Below are 20564 nucleotides of genomic sequence, written 5' to 3' on the forward strand. Positions count from 1 at the left end.
TATTATTGCGCGTCGCCTTTACGGCGCCTCCTGTGCCTTTCAGTGGCCACTCACTACCGCGCCATGACGCTTGCTTCCGGGTGATCTTTACACCCGTGTCTCAATGCTGGATGCATGGCCACCTGTCATATCTAACAGTAGACGTTTTTGTTTACGCGCCTAATCTCGGTGAACGTTATTCCTGAGCCCGTATCGGTGGACTCGGAAACAGTCGGGAGTGAGCGATATGTGGCGAGTCATTGGTTTTTTGCTGTTGCTAACAGTGGTCGGCTTCACGGCCCAAGGCACATTACCAGAGCAGACCGCCAGTGAAGTGCTCACTGACCAGCAAGCCGCGGTGTTCAAAGTGCTCGATGCGCCGGCCGGTGAGTTGGATATCGATACCTCGGGCGCTACCGTCACCGTGCAGGTGAGTTACCCGGCACTGGCGGCCGGCGATACCGTCGGCCTGCGTCTGAGTGGTGTGGTGCTGCGTGACATGCCGATACAGAAGGTATCGACGGTCGGCGTGCTGACGTTTGACGTGCCCAGCGCGTGGTTCGTCGAGAACCTCAATCACACCGTGACCTTGACCCACACCCACAAGGTGGTGGGTGTGGGCAGCCTGATAACCTCGTCACCCTTGAGCGTTCGTGTGGTGGGGACTCCGGGCCAGGCAGTGTTCAAGGTGGTTGAAGCGCCAGCCGGTGAATTGAATGTCGATACCTTGGGTTCCACCGCCACCGTGCAGGTACGTTACCCGGCACTGGCGGCCGGCGATACCGTCGGCCTGCGTCTGAGTGGTGTGGTGCTGCGTGACACGCCGATACGGAAGGTGTCGACGGTCGGCGTGCTGACGTTTGACGTGCCCAGCGCGTGGTTCGTCGAGAACCTCAATCACACCGTGACCTTGACCCACACCCACAAGGTGGTGGGTGTGGGCAGCCTGATAACCTCGTCACCCTTGAGCGTTCGTGTGGTGGGGACTCCGGGCCAGGCAGTGTTCAAGGTGGTTGAAGCGCCAGCCGGTGAATTGAATGTCGATACCTTGGGTTCCACCGCCACCGTGCAGGTACGTTACCCGGCACTGGCGGCCGGCGATACCGTCGGCCTGCGTCTGAGTGGTGTGGTGCTGCGTGACACGCCGATAAGGAAGGTGTCGACGGTCGGCGTGCTGACGTTTGACGTGCCCAGCGCTTGGTTCGTCGAGAACCTCAATCACACCGTGACCTTGACCCACACCCACAAGGTGGTGGGTGTGGGCAGCCTGATAACCTCGTCACCCTTGAGCGTTCTTGTGGTGGGGACTCCGGGCCAGGCAGTGTTCAAGGTGGTTGAAGCGCCAGCCGGTGAATTGAATGTCGATACCTTGGGTGCCACCGCCACCGCTACCGTGCAGGTGAGTTACCCGACACTGACGGTCGGCGATACCGTCGGCCTGCGTTTGAGTGGTGTGGTGCTGCGTGACACGCCGATACGGAAGGTGTCGACGGTCGGCGTGCTGACGTTTGACGTGCCCAACGCGTGGCTCGTCGAGAACCTCAATCATACTGTGACCTTGACTCATACCCACAAAGAAGGGGGTACAGGCAGCCTGATTACGTCGGCGCCTATTCTGATTAAAGTTGTTGGTGTATTGAGCGATGGTCAGCGCGTCGCCAACAGGCTTAACGAGCAATACGCAACGACCAGCAATACCTGTCCCGGCAACAAAGCCGCGTTCTATTGCAGCGGGGTATTGATAAGGGTGACAGATGCCTCGACCGCGTTTCATGCCTGGAATCCCAGCCCATCATCGGTGGCGTTGGGCAGCGTTGCGTTCAGCTACATGAAAGTGGATTTGAGTATGAACAGACTTGCTTTCGGCAAGTTGCAGGGGCTGATCCTCAAGCCCGCAGAGGTGTTTACTCAGAACGGGGACTATCCGCTGAAGGTGTTGTGCGCCTATGCGTATGATGCAAACTCTGTCTCAAGAAGTCTGAACGGGTGTGGGGAAAATATTGATTTTCCTACTGACAGCGGAACCTGCGCATCGTTAAAAATCACGACCCTTGCGGCATGGCGCGCGCATTTCCAGAAGTACCCAATAACGTCTTACTTACGATTTCATCACCAGTGCAGTCTTGGCACTGATCAAGCATCGTTTGAGTTAAGCCTTACTGCACGGGAGGATCCGGCAGCGGAGTTAGTTGCTTACGCGCACAACGAGATCATCATAAAAACGTGGCCGCAAGATACTAAAAACCTACCGATTGAAGCTTTTTTCTATTGGTATACCGGCACCGAAACGTCGGGGCTGGCGGCAGCGAAGTACATGCAGCAGGACTTTTATCAAATGACAGCCAAAAAAGTGCCGATTATTCGGGTGATACCGGATACCTCAGCCGCCCAAATCTTCAGTTACCACGCCGCGGAACAGGGTCTTTGACGAACGCTCGTCTATCAATGCTGCATGCTTAGATACCTGTCATATCTGACAGTTAATGTGGTTTGCGCGCCTAAACTCGGTGAACGTTAGTCCTGAGTCCGTAGCGGTGGACTCGTAAGCCGTCGGGAGCGAACGATGGGTGGAGAGCGATTGGTTTTTCGTGGTTGCTGACAGTGGTCAGTTGCGCGACGCAAGGCATTCCAAACGACGCTGAGATACCGACCAACCGCCAGATGATTTTTCGGTCATTACATCGCCAAGTCAGGACGCCAGTGAATTACTCACTGACCAGCATGCCGAGGTGCTCAAAGTGCGACACGCCGGCCGGTGAGTTGTATGTCGACACTTTAGGCGCCCTTGGCACTTGGTTTTTAAGCGGTCTTCCAGGTGATTTCTTCTTCGCCATCCACGCTGATGCGCATCCAGCGGTCTGCGGTTTCTTCACCTTCTTCTTCGATCCAGCTGCCCGGCGCGCAACGCACTTCGACGTTCAGTGCGGCAAAGGCTGCGCGAGCGCAGGCGATGTCGTCATCCCATGGGGTCTGGTCGCTGTCCAGGAACAAGCTATTCCAGCGGCCAACGGCGTTCGGCAGCCAGGTGACGGGTACGTTGCCGGCCTTGCACTTGTAAGTCTGCCCTTTTTTCACCCAGTCGGAGCAGGGGCCCAACGCGGCGCCTAGCCACGCCGAAATAGCCTTGTAGTCGACGTCAGTGTCTTTCAGGTAAATCTCGATATCGGGTTGGCGCATGGATGTCCTCACTGCGGTCTTGAAAAATCCATTCGCGGATTTAGCCGGCCTCAAGCGATTGCTCAAGGCCAAAAAATGTAAGCGTTACTGAAGCACAAAATAATCGTAGCGCATCGAAACAGTGACCTCGAACGGTTCGACCTGTGCGATGACCGCCGCGCGTCGTTCGGCACTGGCACGCCAGCCGTGAGGCGTCATTGCCAACAGGTTGGCACGATCCTGACCACTGTCCAGTGTCAGTTTGAATTCCAGGGTTTCGCTGTGCGCCAGCGTCATGCCTTCTGGCATTAGGGCCAGGTGTTTGTCGTCGGTGTACTCACGCACTTCGTCGTACAGGCGTTCACGCAATTCCATCAGGTGGCCGCTGGTCGGCCCGACTTTCATCAAGCCGCCGCCGGGGCTGAGCAAGCGTTTGGCTTCTTCCCAGTCCAGCGGGCTGAAGACGCTGGCCAGAAACTGGCAACAGCCGGACGCCAGCGGCACGCGGGCCATGCTGGCGATCAACCAGCTCAATGCCGGGTCGCGCTTGCAGGCGCGTTTGACCGCTTCGCGCGAGATGTCCAGCGCGTAACCGTCGGCATCCGGCAAGGCGTTGGCGATTTGTACGGTGTAGTAACCCTCGCCACAGCCAATGTCCAGCCAGCGCTGCGGTGCGTACTTCGCCGCCAGTTCGGCCAGACGTTTGGCCACCGGCGCGTAATGGCCGGCATTCAAGAAGTCACGTCGCGCTTCGACCATCGCCAGGTTATCCCCAGGGTCGCGGCTGTTCTTGTGCTGTACCGGCAGCAGGTTCAGGTAACCCTGGCGCGCACGGTCGAAACGGTGCCCGGCGGGGCACGCGACACCGTTTTCCACCGCGTTCAGCGGTTCGCTGCAGATCGGGCAAGCGAGCATCAGGCGAGCAACTTGATCAGGGTTTGGTAGTAGATGTCGGTCAGTACATCGAGGTCGCTGGCCAGCACACGCTCGTTGACTTGATGGATGGTCGCGTTGACCGGCCCCAGCTCAACCACCTGTGTCCCCATGGTTGCGATGAAGCGACCGTCGGAAGTGCCACCGCTGGTGGACGCTTTGGTCTCGCGCCCGGTGACGTCCTTGATGCTCGACGCGACGGCATCGAGCAGGGCGCCCGGTTCGGTGAGGAACGGCAGGCCGGACAGTGCCCAGTCTACGTGCCAGTCCAGGCCATGGTTGTCGAGGATATCGGCAACCCGCTTTTGCAGGCCTTCAACGGTGGACTCAGTGGAGAAGCGGAAGTTGAACACCGCCACCAGATCACCCGGAATCACGTTGGTCGCGCCGGTGCCGGAGTTGAGGTTGGAGATCTGGAAACTGGTCGGCGGGAAGAAATCATTGCCGTGGTCCCAATGCTCGGCGGCCAGCTCGGCGAGGGCCGGGGCGGCGAGATGGATCGGGTTCTTGGCCAGATGTGGGTAAGCAACGTGGCCTTGCATGCCACGCACGGTCAACGTGGCGCCCAGAGAGCCGCGACGGCCATTCTTGACCACGTCACCGACCAAGGTGGTGCTTGACGGTTCTCCTACGATGCACCAGTCCAGACGTTCGTTGCGGGCCTTGAGACGTTCGACCACTGCCTTGGTGCCGTGATGCGCCGGACCTTCTTCGTCGCTGGTGATCAGGAAGGCCACCGACCCTTTGTGGTCCGGGTAGTCACCGACGAAACGCTCGGCTGCTACCAGCATCGCGGCGAGGCTGCCTTTCATGTCTGCTGCGCCACGGCCACAGAGCATGCCGTGCTCGTCGATCAGCGCATTGAACGGATCAATCTGCCAGGCAGTCACCGGACCGGTCGGGACTACATCGGTGTGGCCGGCGAAGCACAGGACCGGGCCCGAGTGGTTGCCGTGGGTCGCCCAGAAGTTATCCACTTCTTCGATACGCATCGGTTCCAGTTTGAAACCGGCATCGCCCAGGCGCTGCATCATCTGCTTCTGGCAATCGGCGTCGACCGGCGTTACAGACGGACGGCGGATCAGGTCGATAGCGAGTTGGAGGGTCGGCGAAAGGTCAGCGTGGGCCGTCATGGAAAACTCCGGATGCGGTAAATGTGAGCGCGAGCCTGCTCGCGAAAGCGGTCTGGCAGTCAACATAAAGGTTAAGTGTGACGGACGCTTCGTCGCAACGCCGTCTGGAGCCGGCTCGCTCCCACAGGTATTGGGTCAGGCCATAGCGCCTAAGGCGCGCAAAATGGCGGTTATCTTAAAGCAAAACGGCGGCCATTGGCCGCCGTTTAGTGCATCTCTACGGATTTAGACAGCAGGCAGAGGCGCAGGCTCGGCGGCCGGTTTCGGCAGCGAAGACAGGAACGCCATGATCAGCGCCGCCAGGTACGGCAGCGACTGCACCAGCAACATCACCACCCAGAAGCGCATGTCGTTGCTGGGCAGGCCCTGTACCAGGAAGATTCCCAGCGCAGCGCCCCACAACAGCAGCATGATGAACATCTCTTCGCGAGCCTCCGAAATCGCCACCCAGAAGCCGTGGTTGTCGGCGTTTTTCGGGGTGCGGAAGAACGGAATGCTGCTGGTGAAGAAGCCGTACAGCACCGCTTTGGCGATGGTGTGGGACAAGGCCAGCCCGGCCAGCGCCGCGCAGAATGCATCTTTCAGATTGACCCCGACCGCGCGGCGGTAGAGGAAGATGATCTTGCCAACCTTGAACACGAACAGTGCCAGCGGTGGGATTGCGAAAATCAACAGCGGTGGATCGACCCGCTGCGGCACGATGATCATTGCCGCCGACCACAACAAGGCGCCGACGGTGAAGAAGATGTTCATGCCGTCCGCTACCCACGGCAACCAGCCCGCGAGGAAGTGGTAACGCTGGCCACGCGTCAGTTCGGTGTCTTTGCCACGCAGCAGGCTTGCGGTGTGACGCTTGATGATTTGAATCGCCCCGTAGGCCCAGCGGAAACGCTGTTTCTTGAAGTCGATAAAGGTATCGGGCATCAAACCTTTGCCGTAGCTGGTGTGGTAGTACGCCGCCGACAGGCCTTTTTCGAACACCCGCAGACCCAACTCAGCGTCTTCACAGATGCACCAGTCAGCCCAGCCCAATTCCTCGAGTACCGAACGTCGGGTCATGGTCATGGTGCCGTGCTGAATGATCGCGTCACGGTCGTTACGGGTGACCATGCCGATATGAAAGAAGCCTTTGTATTCGGCGTAGCAGAGTTTCTTGAAGGTGCTTTCGTTTTGGTCGCGATAATCCTGTGGTGACTGCACCACGGCGATTTTCGGATCGGCGAAGTGCGGCACCATGTGCTTGAGCCAGTTCGGCTCGACGCAATAGTCCGAGTCGATCACCGCAATCACTTCGGCATCCTTGGCGGTGTGCGGGATCAAGTAGTTCAGCGCGCCACCCTTGAAGCCTGCCAGCGGTGCGACGTGGAAGAACTTGAAGCGCGGGCCAAGGGTTTCGCAGTAATCACGCACCGGTTCCCAGACCGCCGGGTCCTTGGTGTTGTTATCGATGATCAGGACTTCGAAGTCCGGATAGTCGAGGTTGGCGAGGGCGTCGAGGGTCTGTTTGACCATCTCCGGCGGCTCGTTGTAGCACGGTACGTGAATCGACACTTTCGGTCGGTAGTCCGATTCGCCTTCTACCGGCAGGAATTCTCGCCGGCGTTTGTGAGTCCAGACCGCTTCGGCCAGTTCGTGGGCCTCGGTCAGCAACACGATAAACACCCCGAGCGCCCCGAGGGCGAGCAAGAAGCCCACCGTCAGGCTGAACCAGGTGCTGTATTGCTGGCTGTAGTCGTAACCGATCCACACCAGAACCGAACCGCACAAGAAGGCGATAAAAGTCAGGAAGGTCCGGCCACGCTGACGCAGGGCCGAGCCGTCGATCATCAACAAGGTCAGCGACAGCAACGCCAGTACCGCCGAGCCGATAGCCAGTACACGCCACTGCGGGATCGCGACCACCGGGCCCTCGAAGTTGAACTTCTGCTGGCGCGCCGCGTTAAACACGCCCCAATACGCGCCCACCGAACCTTCGTCGCTGGCCTTCCACGGCTGGTCGAACGCTTCGATCACGAAGTAGTTGAAGCCCTGACGATTCAGCTTGTTAACCAATGTCCGCAGGTAGATCGCTTGATCCGCCGGGCTGGCATCGGTGCCGCCGCGCATACGACCGTTGCTCGGCCAGCCAACCTCCGAGAGCAACAACGGTTTTTTCGGGAACATTTTTTTCAAGTCCCGAGCGCGATCGAGGACGAACTGCCCAGCCTTGTCCACCGGGATGAATTCCCAGTAGGGCAAAATGTGAGCGGCAATCAGATCGACGTGCTTAGCCAGTTCCGGGTGTTCTTCCCATACGTGCCATTGCTCGGACGTAGTCACCGGCACTTTCACTGCGGCACGGACGCGGTCGAGTATCACGCTCAGGTCCTTGGCGGTAATTTCCTTACGGAAAATCGCCTCGTTACCCACGACCACGCGAACCACGCTGCGTGAGGTATTGGCCAGGGTGATGGCGCGCAGGATCTCACGCTCATTGCGTTCCTGATCCGGACTGATCCATATCCCCAGGGTCACCCGCAGTCCGAACTCTTCCGCCAGCTTGGGGATGTCTTCCAGGGTGCCGTCGACCGAGTAAGTACGGATGTTATCCGTCAGCTTGCTCATGATCTCCAGATCGCGACGCATTTCATCGTCACTCGGGTACTGGTCTTTCTGTGGGTACTGGCCTTGCTGGAACGGCGAGTACGAAAAACCAGAGATCTGTTCAGGCCAGTTAGGGGCGCTGACCGGGCGGTTGATTAGCGCCCAGAAGCCGGTGAACAAGGCAGCGATGGCGAGCACCACCACCAGGTTGAGTCCAAATTTACGCGATGACATAGCTTTTTCAGGTTCCAAAGGCTGTGGAACGAAGGAACGGTCGGCGATTGCCAAGGGGCGCGCATCCTACACCGGGCGTTCACTGGCCGTACAGAGGACAGAGAAGTGCCGCACGTTGGGCACTCTACTTTGTCTTAAGTTCTTACACTTGCAGCTTAAAGCTTGTAGCCGCCCAGGTATCTTGCCTCGCAGGCCCCTTTCGTTTTTTGACAGCAGCGGGCGCCGTCAAAAAGGAACAGTGTTTGTGAGGCAGGACACCCTTTATAATGCGCGCCGGTTTTTGGGGTAATGGTCATGAGTACAGAAGATCCGCGGTTTGCCGGCATTGCTCGGTTGTATGGCATTGAGGGCCTGGCACGCTTGCGCGCGGCCCATGTGGCGATCGTCGGCGTCGGTGGTGTGGGTTCCTGGGCGGCGGAAGCCGTTGCCCGGTGCGGTGTGGGCGAGATTTCGCTGTTCGACCTGGATGACGTTTGCGTCAGTAACGCCAACCGCCAACTGCACGCGCTGGACAGCACCGTCGGCAAACCCAAGGTCGAAGTAATGGCCGAACGCTTGCGCGGCATCAATCCAGACTGCACGGTACACGCCGTGGCGGATTTCGTGACGCGCGAAACCATGGCCGAGTACATCACGCCCAACATCGACTGCGTGATCGATTGCATCGACAGCGTCAATGCCAAGGCGGCGCTGATTGCTTGGTGCAAGCGCCGCAAGATTCAGATCATTACCACCGGCGGCGCGGGCGGGCAGATTGATCCGACGCTGATCCAGGTCTGCGACCTGAACCGTACCTTCAACGACCCGCTGGCCTCGAAAGTGCGCTCCACGTTGCGCCGCGATTACAACTTCTCCCGCACCGTGACCCGTCATTACAGCGTGCCCTGTGTCTTTTCCACCGAACAACTGCGCTACCCGAAGCCGGACGGCAGTATTTGTTTGCAGAAGAGTTTTGTCGGCGATGGCGTGAAGCTCGACTGTGCGGGTGGTTTTGGCGCGGTGATGATGGTGACGGCGACGTTCGGCATGGTCGCGGCAACCAAGGCTGTGGATAAAATTGTGGCGGGTGTGCGGCGGCCGGCAGATCGGGTTAAATCTGCGGTTTAAAATTGCGACTGATGGCCCTTGGCGAGCAGGTTCGCTCCTACAAGGGCGCGGCCAATTCTTTCATTCGCTGTAAAACGGCATTAAGGCCATTACTGCGCGAAGGGGAGAGCTGGCGGCTCAGCCCAAGCTGATTAAACCAATCCGGCAAATCCACCTGCCGCAACTCAAGCGCGGACAAACCGTTGACTCGTGCCAGCAGCAACGCCACCAACCCGCGAATCAATCGTGCATCGCTGCTCGCGGCAAACAGCCAGTGGCCGTCATTTAGCGAACCCACCAACCAGACCTGACTTTCACAACCATGTACCCGGTTGGCGTCGACTTTATCCACATCGCTCAACGCCGGCAGTCGGTCGCCCCACTGCATCAGCAACCGCGCCCGCTGCTCCCAGCCGGCGGCATTTTGAAAAGTGTCCAGCGCGGTGACGGCGTCGGCCGGCAAACTCATCGCAGTAACTCCAGCGCCTGATCCAGCGCTTCAAAGAACCGCTCCAGGTCTGCGGAGTCGTTGTAGAGCGCTAGCGACACCCGGATCGCGCCGGCCAGTTCGAAGCTTTTGAGCAGCGGCATGGCGCAGTGGTGTCCGGCGCGCACGGCAATCCCTTGCTCCGTCAGCAAGTGCGCCACATCCGAGTTATGCACACCTTCGACCACAAAACTGGCGAGTGCCAATTGCGGTTTGCCCAGCAAGCGAATGCCGTTGCGCGCCTCAAGCCCCTTGAGCAAATAGCCATGCAGCGCCGCTTCATGGGCGGACACCGCGTCCTGATCCAGCCCGGCGAGGTAATCCAGCGTGGCGCCAAGACCAATCACACTCGCAATCGGCGGTGTGCCAGCTTCAAACCCCAGTGGCGCCGGACGAAAACGTGCGTCGTGGTAATCGGCGTCGAGCACCATCTCACCGCCGAACTGCCATGGCCGCAGGCACTCGAGGGCTTGATGGCGCCCAAACAGCACCCCCAAACCATCGGGGCCATAGAGCTTGTGGCTGGAAAACACATAGAAGTCGCAACCGAGGGCCTGCATGTCATGCCGGCCATGGACCACACCCTGAGCGCCGTCGACCACGGTCAATGCGTTGTGTGCTTTGGCCAGCGCCAGCAGGGCGGGCAGAGGTTGCCAAGCACCGAGGACGTTGGACAACTGGCTGACGGCCAGCAGCCGGGTGCTTGGGCCGATCAATCGGACGGCGGCACCAAGGTCAATCAGCCCTTGGGCATCCAGCGGCAGAATGACCAGCTTCAAGTTGCGGCGGTGCGCTAATTGCTGCCACGGCAACAGGTTGGCGTGATGCTCCAGCGCGCTGATGACAATCTCATCGCCCGGATTAAAGCGATGTTCCAGGCCATAAGCCAAGAGGTTCAGCGCGGAAGTCGCGCCGTGGGTGAAGATGATATGCCCGCTGTCGCCGGCGTTCAGCCATTGACTGACTTTGCGACGGCTGTCCTCGAACGCCTGAGTGGCGAGGGCGCCGGGCAGGTGTTGCGCCCGATGCACGTTGGCCGCGCCGTTGGCGTAGTAATGCGCCATGGCATCAAGCAGTGCTTGGGGTTTTTGCGTGGTGGCGGCGCTGTCCAGATACGTCTGGCCCTGCCGCTGCAATGCGGCGATGGCCGGAAAATCGGCGCGCCAGGGAGAGGCAATCATCATGTTGTTCGGCCCTGGTGACATGGGCGAGTACGCTTGACCTGTCGGCGCTAGGCGTGCCCGCGAAGGCGCCATCATTGGCACCAAAAGCTTCGCGAGCATGCCCTGCGCCTACAAAGGGCAGGTGATCGATTGACGCCCTGCTTAGTTGTGAGCGTGCAGCGCTTCGTTCAGCTCGATGGCCGATTTGTGGGTTTTGCATTCCACGGCACCGGTCTCTGAGTTGCGGCGGAACAACAGGTCAGGTTGACCCGCCAGTTCGCGAGCCTTGACGACTTTGACCAGCGTGTTGTGTTCGTCCAGCAGTGCCACTTTGGTCCCCGCGGTCACGTACAGGCCCGATTCAACGGTGTTGCGGTCGCCCAGCGGGATGCCGATGCCGGCGTTGGCGCCGATCAGGCAGCCTTCGCCCACCTTGATCACGATGTTGCCGCCGCCCGACAGCGTGCCCATGGTGGAGCAGCCGCCGCCCAGGTCCGAACCCTTGCCGACGAATACGCCGGCCGAGACACGGCCTTCAATCATGCCCGGACCTTCGGTGCCCGCGTTGAAGTTGACGAAACCTTCGTGCATGACGGTGGTGCCTTCGCCCACGTAGGCGCCCAGACGAATACGGGCCGCGTCAGCGATGCGCACGCCGGCCGGAACCACGTAGTCGGTCATCTTCGGGAACTTGTCCACCGAGAACACTTCCAGCAGTTCGCCGCGCAGGCGGGCTTCGAGTTGACGCTCGGCCAGCTCAGCGAGGTCGATTGCGCCCTGGCTGGTCCAGGCCACGTTTGGCAGCAACGGGAACACGCCGGCCAGGTTCAGGCCGTGTGGCTTGACCAGACGATGAGACAGCAGGTGCAGCTTGAGGTAAGCCTCTGGGGTGGACGTCAGTTGCGCGTCGTCGGCCAGAATCGTGGCAACCAGCGGCTTGTGGCTTTCGGCCAGACGTGTCAGCAAGGCTGCCTGGGCGGCGTCGACGCTTTTCAGTGCTTCGGCCAGCTGAGCGGCCTGAGCGGTGCTGAACGCGATCGCCTGATTGCCTTCGGTGTAACCCAGGATCGGTGCGATTGCCGCGACCAGTTCGGCCGAAGGGGTGAGCAGTGGCTGTGCGTAAAACACTTCCAGCCATGCGCCTTGACGGTTTTGAGTGCCAACACCAAAGGCCAGGCTGAACAGGGTAGTGGACATGTGTATACCTCTAACAAAATTGAACGGGCTGCCTTACTGGAGTGCGGCCGCGTAGATGTCTGGCTTGAAGCCAATCAGGGTTCGGTCACCGAGATCGAGCACTGGGCGCTTGATCATCGAGGGTTGGGCGAGCATCAGTTCGATGGCTTTCGTCTGGTCGAGATCGGCTTTGCGTTCGTCATCGAGCTTGCGAAAGGTCGTACCTGCACGGTTCAACACCACTTGCCAGCCGTGTTCGTTGCACCACAGGGTCAAGTGTTCACGGTCGATTCCGGCCGTTTTGTAATCATGAAAATCGTAGCTGACAGCGTGTTCATCGAGCCAGGTGCGCGCCTTTTTCATGGTGTCGCAGGCTTTGATGCCGAAAAGGTGCAACGTTTTGCTTGAAACGGTCAAGGAATTGCCTCCTTTGCAGGTGCTGGAAAAAAAGTGTGCCGGATTATGCCATGGCCTTTCAGTTAAAGCGCAAAACCTGATGGGGGAGCGAGCAGCCTTGCTCCCACAGGGATCTCGCTGTTCTCGGCTTTGCGCGATTGCGTGCGACATTGGTGCAACGGTCAGTCAGTAGTCTAAGCGGCTAATATGGCACTTCAATGCTGTCGATTTCCTGGGAATCTTGCGATATGCAAACCGCCTACACCGTCCTGATCATGCTGATGCTGGTCGGCGTTTCACGTCTTGTCGGGCGTGTGATTCCGTTGCCACTGCCACTGGTGCAAATTGGCGCGGGTGCTTTGCTGGCGTGGCCAACGCTTGGGCTGCACGTTGCGCTGGACCCGGAATTGTTCCTTTTTCTGTTTCTGCCGCCGCTATTGTTCTCCGATGGCTGGCGCATGCCCAAGCGTGAGCTGTGGCGCCTGCGCGGGCCAATCCTGACGCTTGCGGTGGGGCTGGTGTTGTTCACGGTGGTGGGTGCCGGGTATTTCATTCATTGGTTGTTACCCAGTATTCCTCTGCCGGTGGCGTTTGCGCTGGCGGCAGTGTTGTCGCCGACTGACGCCGTGGCGGTCTCGGCCATTTCCCAGAACCGTTTGCCGACACCACTGATGCACATGCTCCAGGGCGAAGCGCTGATGAACGACGCCTCTGGCCTGGTGACCTTTAAGTTTGCCTTGGTTGCCGCGATGACCGGTGTGTTCTCACTGGCCAACGCCAGCGTGACGTTCGTCCTGGTGGCCGTGGGCGGTTTAGCGGTGGGTGTGGCCTTGAGTTGGCTGGTCGGACGTATGCGGGCCTGGATGATCGCTCGCGGTTGGGGGGATCCGGCGACCCACGTGGTCTTCATGTTGTTACTGCCGTTTGCCGCCTATGTGCTGGCTGAACGCCTGGGTGCGTCGGGTATTTTATCGGCGGTGGCGGCGGGGATGATGCAGAGCTGGCTCGACCTGTTGCCGCGCCAGACCAGCACGCGCCTGCTTAACCGCAGCGTCTGGTCGTTGCTGGAGTTTGCGTTCAACGGTTTGCAGGTTTTTTTATTCTTTTCATGTAAACGTCATTTGTGGGCGTATGACAGACGTCCTAATTCCAATGTCCTATCCGTATAAACCCTGAATTTATGGGGTTCTAGGCGCGTAAATCATTTTCTATGGATGCATCAATCATGGTGCTTTCTCGGAAAAATGTAAACATAAGATTTTCGGCGCGATTTCATCGGAAAAATGTAAACCTAGTACGCGGTTTGCAACCTTGTGAAGCCAAAACCTTCTCTTAGTGAATGTAAACAGCGGCGGTTTTATTGGGGTTGGCGGTTTACATTTGCGTCGTAGTTACCAAGAGGTTCGAACCTGATTTTCTCCGCAGCAGGCGCTTTTCGGCTCACCCGAACCAGGTTGCCGGCTGCGGTGCGAAAAAGGGCACCGGTGCCTTTTTCAAGCATCAATAAATTCAGATGCCAAATTCTATGTCGCTTACACGGCCAAGCGCCGATGAACAGGAGTTGGCAGACACATTATTTTTAGGATCGCCTTGTAGATCAGGTGTGCCGACGAACACGCTCTTTTTGAACCCGTGGTCGGGATCTATTCGGTCATGTCATTGGGCGCGATGAGTGTCGGCCCGTCCTGGTTTGGATAGTTCCCCTGTGCCTAGCGTTGCAGTTGCTCGTGGCGTTGGTATATGCGAGCTACCAAAAGCATCATTGGCCCGAAGACCCATTGGTGGCAGAGCCGACTGCTCGTGCGAAGCCAAGAGGGACGTAGGGGAGAGGGGGTTCTAGCGCTTTTGCCGGCGCCGTAGCAGGCGGAGGTCGTTCCAAGCGTGACGTGTCACAACGATGTTTTTTTTGACGTGAGAATCACGCTTGGGTACTATGAATATGTCGCTACAGACCGGAACCTTGAGAAAGGGGTAGCGATGCCGGGAACGAGCTTAGGCGAGTTCCTCCCAGCCAGTGAGCGGGATTTGAAAGGCTAGGCCGATATGTGATTCAGCAAAAAGCCCTACGGTGTGAGCCGCAGGGCTTTTTTGCTTTTCCAGGTAGCGTCATTGAACGACAACGGCCTCGTTTAGACGGCGTAGCCCTGGTTCAGACAGGGACACCCTCGTTACGCTTTTCGAGCACGTAGCGAACGTTCAGCAGCGGCCCTTTGCTCGGCATACCACCTCGACCCCATGTTTCGACTTCATAGGCCGAGACCACATTCAGGCGGAGGAAGTTCTCCATGTTCTGCGGTTTGCGAATCTCGAAGAAGATCGCATATTCGTGTACATCCATGCAGAAGTACCGCCTGTTGGTTTTTCCGGCGAAGTGGGCCCTGACTTTCGATTCAATGAAGCGCCTATCGATGTAGTCGATAAGTTGTTTGGATAGAGCGTACCGATTCGGGCAGAAGTATCGTTCTTCCTTGGTCTTTGGGTGGACGATCAGTTCCCCGTTTTCTTTGCTGTCAGTGAAGCAGTGAAGCCCGAACGTGAATTCGACGCTGCACTCGCTGGCACCCAATTGGAATGTCCGCACCGTGGGCTGCAGATGAGCCATGCAGACTTCTTTTCCATTGATCGTCAAATTATCCCAGCGCATGCTCACGGTCACTTCTTTTCGGCCCACGAGAATATGCGATTAAAAGGTGATGTCAATATAGTGGCCATTTAGCACTGTGCCCAGTAAGTGCAGGCTTTAGGCGCAGAAACGTTTCGTGCGGGGTCGAAAGCAACCGTGGGGCGCACAGGCTACTCAGGTGCTTGTGGCCCGCATACGATGATCCCTCCATTCCAACGCTCCGCCACACGGCCAAGATGCCCCGGTTCACGCCTAAATCATCTTCCATGGTAGAGCAAGCTAGTCTGGTGCCTCACCTTCCAAGAAGCCCAGGAGGTACAGGACATTCCTATCCGGTAGCTGCTCATCCGTAGGAATCACCATAGGTTTGGTGAATGCGTCGATGTCTTTGAAATCGAACGCAGCAGCCAAGGCCCGAAGGGTGTGCACGCTTGCTCGCCTGCCTCAATGCGCTGGATGGTTCGCTCTGTAGAGTGCGCAAGCTGTGCCAGAGTGTCCTGTGATCATTGTCGAGTCTCACGAAAATGCCTGATAACGAGGCCCAGCTCGCTTTTGCTGAGTACGCGTTTTTCAGCTCTGTCGAATATGCTCATATCGTGTCTCCTGCTACTTGGCTGATGTGATGATCCGAGTATGAACAGGCGCGGATCGCGGTGACACGACATGTACCCGACAGGCCTCTTTATGTCCTCTTCACTTTTGCCCGCCAGTCCTTCGTATAGAGCAGTTTGTCGCGATGCAATTGTAATACCTTATTGTTTTGCAGGATCTGCTGAGTCGCGAGGCTGAACTTTTTCGCCTCATCAAAAGCTAGGAAAATTTGCTTTTGTTTAAATGAGGCTAGAATTCGAATGATATGCTCAGTGGCGGCAATTTCGATGTTTTTATAGATCATCGAATCATGGATGACAAATGGCAGGCGCGTGAGCGAAAGCATTGACAAATCAAATCCAACCAAGCCTGCATACGATTTTCCTGTTCCAGTATCCAATGGCGAAGTAAAGCTGTAAGAATTTGCACTCTTAATGCGAATCTGTGACGGGTTGCGTTCAGGCCCGTAAACAGTATTGTTAAATTTCTCAAGCTTCTGGTTGATGGTGCCTTCAATCTCAAGAAATATTTTGTCGTAGATAGCATCTAGGCGCGTTTTGGAAGCGGCCTCGCTATCATCAATTGAAACCTTCTGCTCGAAGAATTTATTCTCTTCCCTAGCCTTGTCGGTAACCTCTTTAAGTTCAAAGACTTTCGTGAATAGGTCTGTGGGGGTGCCTTTAGCTTTAAGGGTGAGTTTTATTTGTTGATCCAGGTCGGTGATAAGTCCGGTAATCTCAGATTCATTTGCGACCAAAAGCTCAAGTTCGCTTTTAAGTTCTTTGCTGACTAGCTTGCCAATTTTTGCGTGGAATTGCTCTACCTGTTCGAGTCTTTCTAGGTTGGCTTCTGGGAAAAATTCAGCAACAAGAGCTATGTTTGCAGCGAGGCGAGGTGTTACGCCAGATATGTCCCTCTGAAGCTTTTCTCTTCTAGCTGAAATCAGATTTCTCTGATTTATCATCTCGTTTTTGGTTTGTTGGATAGCCCTTAATTTTTCGTCGAACAGGGCTTCGTATGCGGTGATGGCTCCAGCGAAATTATCCTTGATATCACTAATGGCTTGTGCATTAGTTTTAATTAGCTGGTTGTTGGATTTGTATTTGGTCATCGTGATCCGTGGAATGATTTCCGCAGTCATCGACTTTCTCATCAGATCTTTTTTATCTTTCAAGGTCTGAAGTACAGCCCGCTCCACGGAAACATCACCGGTGCGTTCAAAGAGATCGAGCAGCCTGGCCACCCCGGCGCTGAGCCTTTCTTTTGAAGCTCCCGCCAATGGGTGATCTGGATCGGCTTCGCCCTTGTTCCATATCCGAGCAAATGGGCCAACAATGGATCGAAAGGTGCTCTCTAGCTCAGACAGGTCGTAGAGGCTTTTTAGCTTTTCTCTATACGCTTCTAATGATATTTCGTCTTGTTTAACATGGTTGGAGTCGCAGACATCAACGACGTCTGGCTGCTCAGTAGACCTAGTTACGAATAGGGGGGCGCCACCGAAGTCAAATGTGATTTCGTATGAATGGTTCCCAAGCACCTTAATAACTCCGGCGTCGTCTACCAATAGGCTATTACCGCCCATTGCGAAGTCGATCACCAAGAGAGCTGATGATTTGCCAATAGAGTTCTTGGCTTCGTCATCACCAAGGACAATATTTAGTCCAGCATGGAATTCAATAGGGGTTTGATTGAATAGACTGCACTTCACCTGTTTAAGCATATTCAATCACTCCAGTTTCATCCTGAATATCTAAATAACCTAGAAAAAATAGAACATCCATCGCAGCAAGAAATTCAGAGGTGTCTAAGAATTTATCGCGAGTCTTCGCGAGGGCTTGGGCTACTGTTTCGCCAAGCTCCTTCTCTGCTAGGATTACGTGCATCTTGAAAATCGTAGATTCCTCAAGCTTCGTAAACTTACTAGGCACTAACATCGAAAACCTCGCAGTTTTGAACAAAGAATGAAGTTATGATCTTCGAAACATCCAGCGACTTACCGCTTTTAGCGCTAATCCATTGAGCGATATAGTTGAAAATTACATCCTTGTTGTCAGGATGATCTCTATGCATCGCCCAAAAATAGGTATTTACTTGGTTGAGCAGCATCTTGACTGATGCTTGATCCCTTTGCTCAAGCAGACGCAGTTCATCCCGAATTGTCACGAAATAGCCAACCACGTCGTTTCGTATGTTGCGTTTCAGGACGTTGGTAGCGCCTTTCTTTAGTTTCTCTTTTAAGGTGTAGGCATTTAGTTCTAAGTCAAAGGTGACGAGGCTATCGTCGTCTAGATCAGCGAATGACTCAATCAGCTCTTTTATCTCTATCCTGAGGCTGTGTTCAGAAATAGACTTTCTTGCCTCGGTATCTCGGATGAAGCCGTCCTTAATTTCCCGTAACCGATCATACTCTTCAATCTTAAAATCCTTGTCATACTTCCGGTGACAAGATGGGCACAAGCAGATCACGTTGCCGAGACCGTTTATGTCGATAGGAATCGTGTGATTTATCAGTGCCAGAGTTTGAGCGGCAGTTGGATTCAGAGGGTAGATGTGAGCGATTTCATAAAACTTTCTAGGGTTTTTTGAACCTGGCTTCTTATCTATGATTACAAGAGCGCAAAGCGGACAGATACCACCTGTTTCCGCATAAAGCATGCTGTGCTCTTCAGGATGGTAAGTTGTCCTTACATTCGCCATATAAAACCTAAGTTGTGTGCATGCCACTCAGGGCTGAGCAGTGCCCCGGTTGGCTGCTGGAAGAGTAATGAAGAGGCGCAGGTATAGGTTCCAAGCGGCAAAACAAGAACGCCTGATCTACGGGTGATTGTGAGGGTAGCAAGACGCTGTCAGCCAACGGTGCGGCTGTGTCTATTGATAGAGACATCCTGCTTTCGCAAGTTGCCTGTTTAAAATTCCACATTCCCTGTGCCTGATTTCCACTTGTCTCGCGCAACATACCATTTTGCCATCATCGCCGGTATAGCTAAGCCCCGCCTTTTGAGGAAGGGGCAACCAATGGCGGTGTGAGCATGATTGAAGCTGTGAGGTATGATCGCCAGAGCTTGCCTCCCTCTAATCAGGCTAGAAATGATGCTGAAGTTTTTAAAACGCGTCTTTAACGTCCTCTATCCCGACCGCCGTCCCGATTGGGAGCAGAAGCGCGAGCGTGAGTTCATCCTGGCAGCGAACGGGTTAAAGACTCTTTCGGTCACCGACCGGGGCGGCATGTCTATCGACCCCGAAGAGCTCCGCGATCAAATAATCGCCTCACGTGAGCAGTTGAAGCATCTTGTCCACAGGCCAGAAGCGCCTAGCCGATCATTAAGAGCAGCGGAAGCTGCCCAGATGGAACCGTTAGTGAGTTCCACCGTAGAGGCTCCGGTGAGCGCCATGGACTGTATAGAGGTGGTGACCTGGCGTCGGTTGCTGAGTGGCGCTGTGGTGCGGTACGTGTGCCTCAAGTCTACGAGTACCGGTGGATACTCGGTCGCGACGGCCAGCATGTTCTCAGGGGCTACAGAAAGCCTCCCGACTTGGGTCGACGGCAATACCAACAGGCAAATTGCGAATGCCCTACAGCTCGGTGACCTCCAGTGGTACGCGACTGTGAGCGAGGCTATGGATGCTTGGGATGCGGAGCTTTGATGACCCTGAACTTTCAGTTGGGGCGCGCCCCTGCGGGGAGCGGCTGTCGTGCACCGAGCCCTTGCGATGCCAAGGTCTCGGCCCTTCGGGCTTCCATGCCACACGCCTGCGCGCTCCGCTTGCGTGATGCCTAGATCAGTTCCTCCCTGGACAATGCCTGTAGTTCCCACACTCTGGTCTCTTCACAGATCAAGTGTGAGGCTAGCAATGGCTTTTTGGAGGGATAAACTCCCAAGCCTGGGTGCAGGCTGAGGAGCGGGCAGTCATAAGAGCTGTCATAAGAGCTGTGAACAGCTTGATACCACCTGGTAGATTCCCCATACCTCAAAAGTAGCTTTCGGCAACAGATTTCCCATCCACTAGAGAAACATGTGCCACTGGGCGGGAAACACCATGCCTAGGGTGCTCAATGCAGCAGGAAACACTACGCTGTACAAATGTACAGCATTCGATCCGCAGAGCCTCAAACGCCATCATATCTGCCCTAATGGCAAGTAATTCATTATGATGGCACCGAATTCGGCTCTCTCGGTCAGACATGCGCCAGCTAGGAACGCAAACGAGGGGGCTAGGAAAGGATATGGCAGAGACACAGATTGAGTGGACAGACTCTACCTGGAATCCGGTAGCAGGCTGCTCCATCATTAGTGCCGGGTGCAAGAACTGCTATGCCATGGAAATGGCACGTCGGCTTGAAGCCATGGGCACTCCAAAATACATGGGTTTAACCCGCAAAAAGAACAAGCGCGTAATCTGGAACGGCACCATCGTCGAAGATCACGACGCCTTGGCGATTCCGTATCGCTGGAAGAAGCCCAGGAAGGTTTTTGTGAACTCAATGAGCGATCTTTTCCATGAGAAGGTCAGCGAAGAGTTCATAGTTGCCGTCTGGAAGGTCATGCGAGAAACCCCGCATCACAATTACCAGATTTTGACCAAGCGGCCAGAGCGGATGAAGCAGATTCTCAATGAAGTCATCACTGAGGTGCTACCCAATGTGTGGCTGGGCACCTCCGTGGAAGACCGTGATGCTGCTGGGCGCGTTCAGTTTCTGAAAGACACACCTGCGCAGATCAGATTCATCTCCTTTGAGCCACTGATTGGCCCCGTAGGCAGCATCGATCTCTCGCAGATTGACTGGGCGATTGTCGGCGGTGAGAGCGGTAATAAAGCGCGGCCTGTGAAGGAAGGCTGGATTGATGAGATCTACACGCAGTGCCTAGAAAGCGGCACAGCGTTTTTCTTTAAGCAGTGGGGGACGTGGGGTGAAGACAATGTCCGCCGTTCGAAAAAAGCTAACGGTCGCGAATACCGTGGCAAAACCTGGGATGAAATGCCTGTAAAGCTGGTGGGCATGGCCTAGTAGAAATACCGTAGCC

General features: G+C 56.1%; 16 protein-coding genes and 2 pseudogenes. 6 read left to right on the plus strand and 12 right to left on the minus strand.

The window, feature by feature from the left end:
* Positions 1-226: 226 nt before the first annotated feature.
* Positions 227-2407, plus strand: a complete 2181-nt coding sequence (locus tag RHM68_RS05200; protein ID WP_322220857.1) for a hypothetical protein — start codon at positions 227-229, stop codon at positions 2405-2407.
* Positions 2408-2778: 371 nt separating this feature from the next.
* Here the strand turns inward: RHM68_RS05200 and RHM68_RS05205 are convergent, their stop codons facing one another.
* From RHM68_RS05205 to RHM68_RS05220, 4 genes are all read right to left on the minus strand, one after another.
* Positions 2779-3156 carry a hypothetical protein gene (locus RHM68_RS05205; RefSeq protein WP_322220858.1) on the minus strand — a complete coding sequence of 126 codons (378 nt, stop codon included), beginning with the start codon at positions 3154-3156 and terminating at the stop codon, positions 2779-2781.
* Positions 3157-3240: 84 nt separating this feature from the next.
* Entirely contained in the window at positions 3241-4050 is an 810-nt protein-coding gene (locus RHM68_RS05210) for a putative RNA methyltransferase (protein WP_322220859.1), read from the minus strand.
* On the minus strand, positions 4050-5201 hold the full coding sequence (gene dapE / locus RHM68_RS05215) for a succinyl-diaminopimelate desuccinylase (protein ID WP_322220860.1): 1152 nt from the start codon (positions 5199-5201) through the stop codon (positions 4050-4052). The genes RHM68_RS05210 and dapE overlap by 1 nt, the downstream gene beginning before the upstream one ends.
* 225 nt (positions 5202-5426) lie before the next feature.
* Positions 5427-8018: a glycosyltransferase gene (locus RHM68_RS05220; protein ID WP_322220861.1), complete on the minus strand. Its 2592-nt coding sequence runs from the start codon at positions 8016-8018 to the stop codon at positions 5427-5429.
* A gap of 294 nt (positions 8019-8312) precedes the next feature.
* Here RHM68_RS05220 and tcdA point away from each other — a divergent pair, with 294 nt between their 5' ends.
* On the plus strand, positions 8313-9125 hold the full coding sequence (tcdA, locus tag RHM68_RS05225) for a tRNA cyclic N6-threonylcarbamoyladenosine(37) synthase TcdA (protein WP_322220862.1): 813 nt from the start codon (positions 8313-8315) through the stop codon (positions 9123-9125).
* A gap of 37 nt (positions 9126-9162) precedes the next feature.
* Here tcdA and RHM68_RS05230 read toward each other — a convergent pair whose 3' ends face one another.
* The 4 genes from RHM68_RS05230 to RHM68_RS05245 all read right to left on the minus strand — a co-directional run bounded on the left by RHM68_RS05230 (position 9163) and on the right by RHM68_RS05245 (position 12347).
* Positions 9163-9573, minus strand: a complete 411-nt coding sequence (locus tag RHM68_RS05230; RefSeq protein WP_322220863.1) for a SufE family protein — start codon at positions 9571-9573, stop codon at positions 9163-9165.
* A complete protein-coding gene (locus RHM68_RS05235) occupies positions 9570-10775 on the minus strand; it encodes a cysteine desulfurase (protein WP_322223690.1) in 1206 nt (401 codons plus the stop codon). Before RHM68_RS05235 ends, RHM68_RS05230 begins: the two co-directional genes overlap by 4 nt.
* 141 nt (positions 10776-10916) lie before the next feature.
* The gene (gene dapD, locus RHM68_RS05240) at positions 10917-11951 is read right to left on the minus strand and encodes a 2,3,4,5-tetrahydropyridine-2,6-dicarboxylate N-succinyltransferase (protein ID WP_322220864.1); all 1035 of its coding nucleotides are present in this window, start codon (positions 11949-11951) and stop codon (positions 10917-10919) included.
* 33 nt (positions 11952-11984) lie between these two features.
* Positions 11985-12347, minus strand: coding sequence for an ArsC family reductase (locus RHM68_RS05245; protein ID WP_322220865.1), 363 nt, complete (start codon positions 12345-12347; stop codon positions 11985-11987).
* A 227-nt stretch (positions 12348-12574) separates the two neighbouring features.
* Between RHM68_RS05245 and RHM68_RS05250 the strand changes: the two are divergent.
* Positions 12575-13426: pseudogene (locus tag RHM68_RS05250) on the plus strand (cation:proton antiporter); the annotation flags it as partial.
* Positions 13427-13943: 517 nt separating this feature from the next.
* A pseudogene (locus RHM68_RS26630) lies at positions 13944-14071 on the plus strand (hypothetical protein); the annotation flags it as partial.
* A 404-nt stretch (positions 14072-14475) separates the two neighbouring features.
* Here the strand turns inward: RHM68_RS26630 and RHM68_RS05255 are convergent.
* The 4 genes from RHM68_RS05255 to RHM68_RS05270 form a co-directional block, all read right to left on the minus strand.
* Positions 14476-14970, minus strand: a complete 495-nt coding sequence (locus RHM68_RS05255) for a hypothetical protein (protein WP_186751919.1) — start codon at positions 14968-14970, stop codon at positions 14476-14478.
* A gap of 661 nt (positions 14971-15631) precedes the next feature.
* Positions 15632-17260 carry a DUF2326 domain-containing protein gene (locus RHM68_RS05260; protein ID WP_322220866.1) on the minus strand — a complete coding sequence of 543 codons (1629 nt, stop codon included), beginning with the start codon at positions 17258-17260 and terminating at the stop codon, positions 15632-15634.
* The gene (locus tag RHM68_RS05265) at positions 17253-17423 is read right to left on the minus strand and encodes an ABC-three component system middle component 7 (RefSeq protein ID WP_322220867.1); all 171 of its coding nucleotides are present in this window, start codon (positions 17421-17423) and stop codon (positions 17253-17255) included. Before RHM68_RS05265 ends, RHM68_RS05260 begins: the two co-directional genes overlap by 8 nt.
* Positions 17424-17460: 37 nt before the next feature.
* Positions 17461-18195, minus strand: coding sequence for an ABC-three component system protein (locus RHM68_RS05270; RefSeq protein WP_322220868.1), 735 nt, complete (start codon positions 18193-18195; stop codon positions 17461-17463).
* Positions 18196-18630: 435 nt separating this feature from the next.
* Here RHM68_RS05270 and RHM68_RS05275 point away from each other — a divergent pair, with 435 nt between their 5' ends.
* The gene (locus tag RHM68_RS05275) at positions 18631-19185 is read left to right on the plus strand and encodes a hypothetical protein (protein WP_322223692.1); all 555 of its coding nucleotides are present in this window, start codon (positions 18631-18633) and stop codon (positions 19183-19185) included.
* Positions 19186-19765: 580 nt separating this feature from the next.
* A complete protein-coding gene (locus RHM68_RS05280; RefSeq protein ID WP_322220869.1) occupies positions 19766-20548 on the plus strand; it encodes a phage Gp37/Gp68 family protein in 783 nt (260 codons plus the stop codon).
* Positions 20549-20564: the final 16 nt, after the last annotated feature.

It is taken from the genome of Pseudomonas sp. DC1.2 (assembly GCF_034351645.1).
GTDB lineage: Bacteria > Pseudomonadota > Gammaproteobacteria > Pseudomonadales > Pseudomonadaceae > Aquipseudomonas.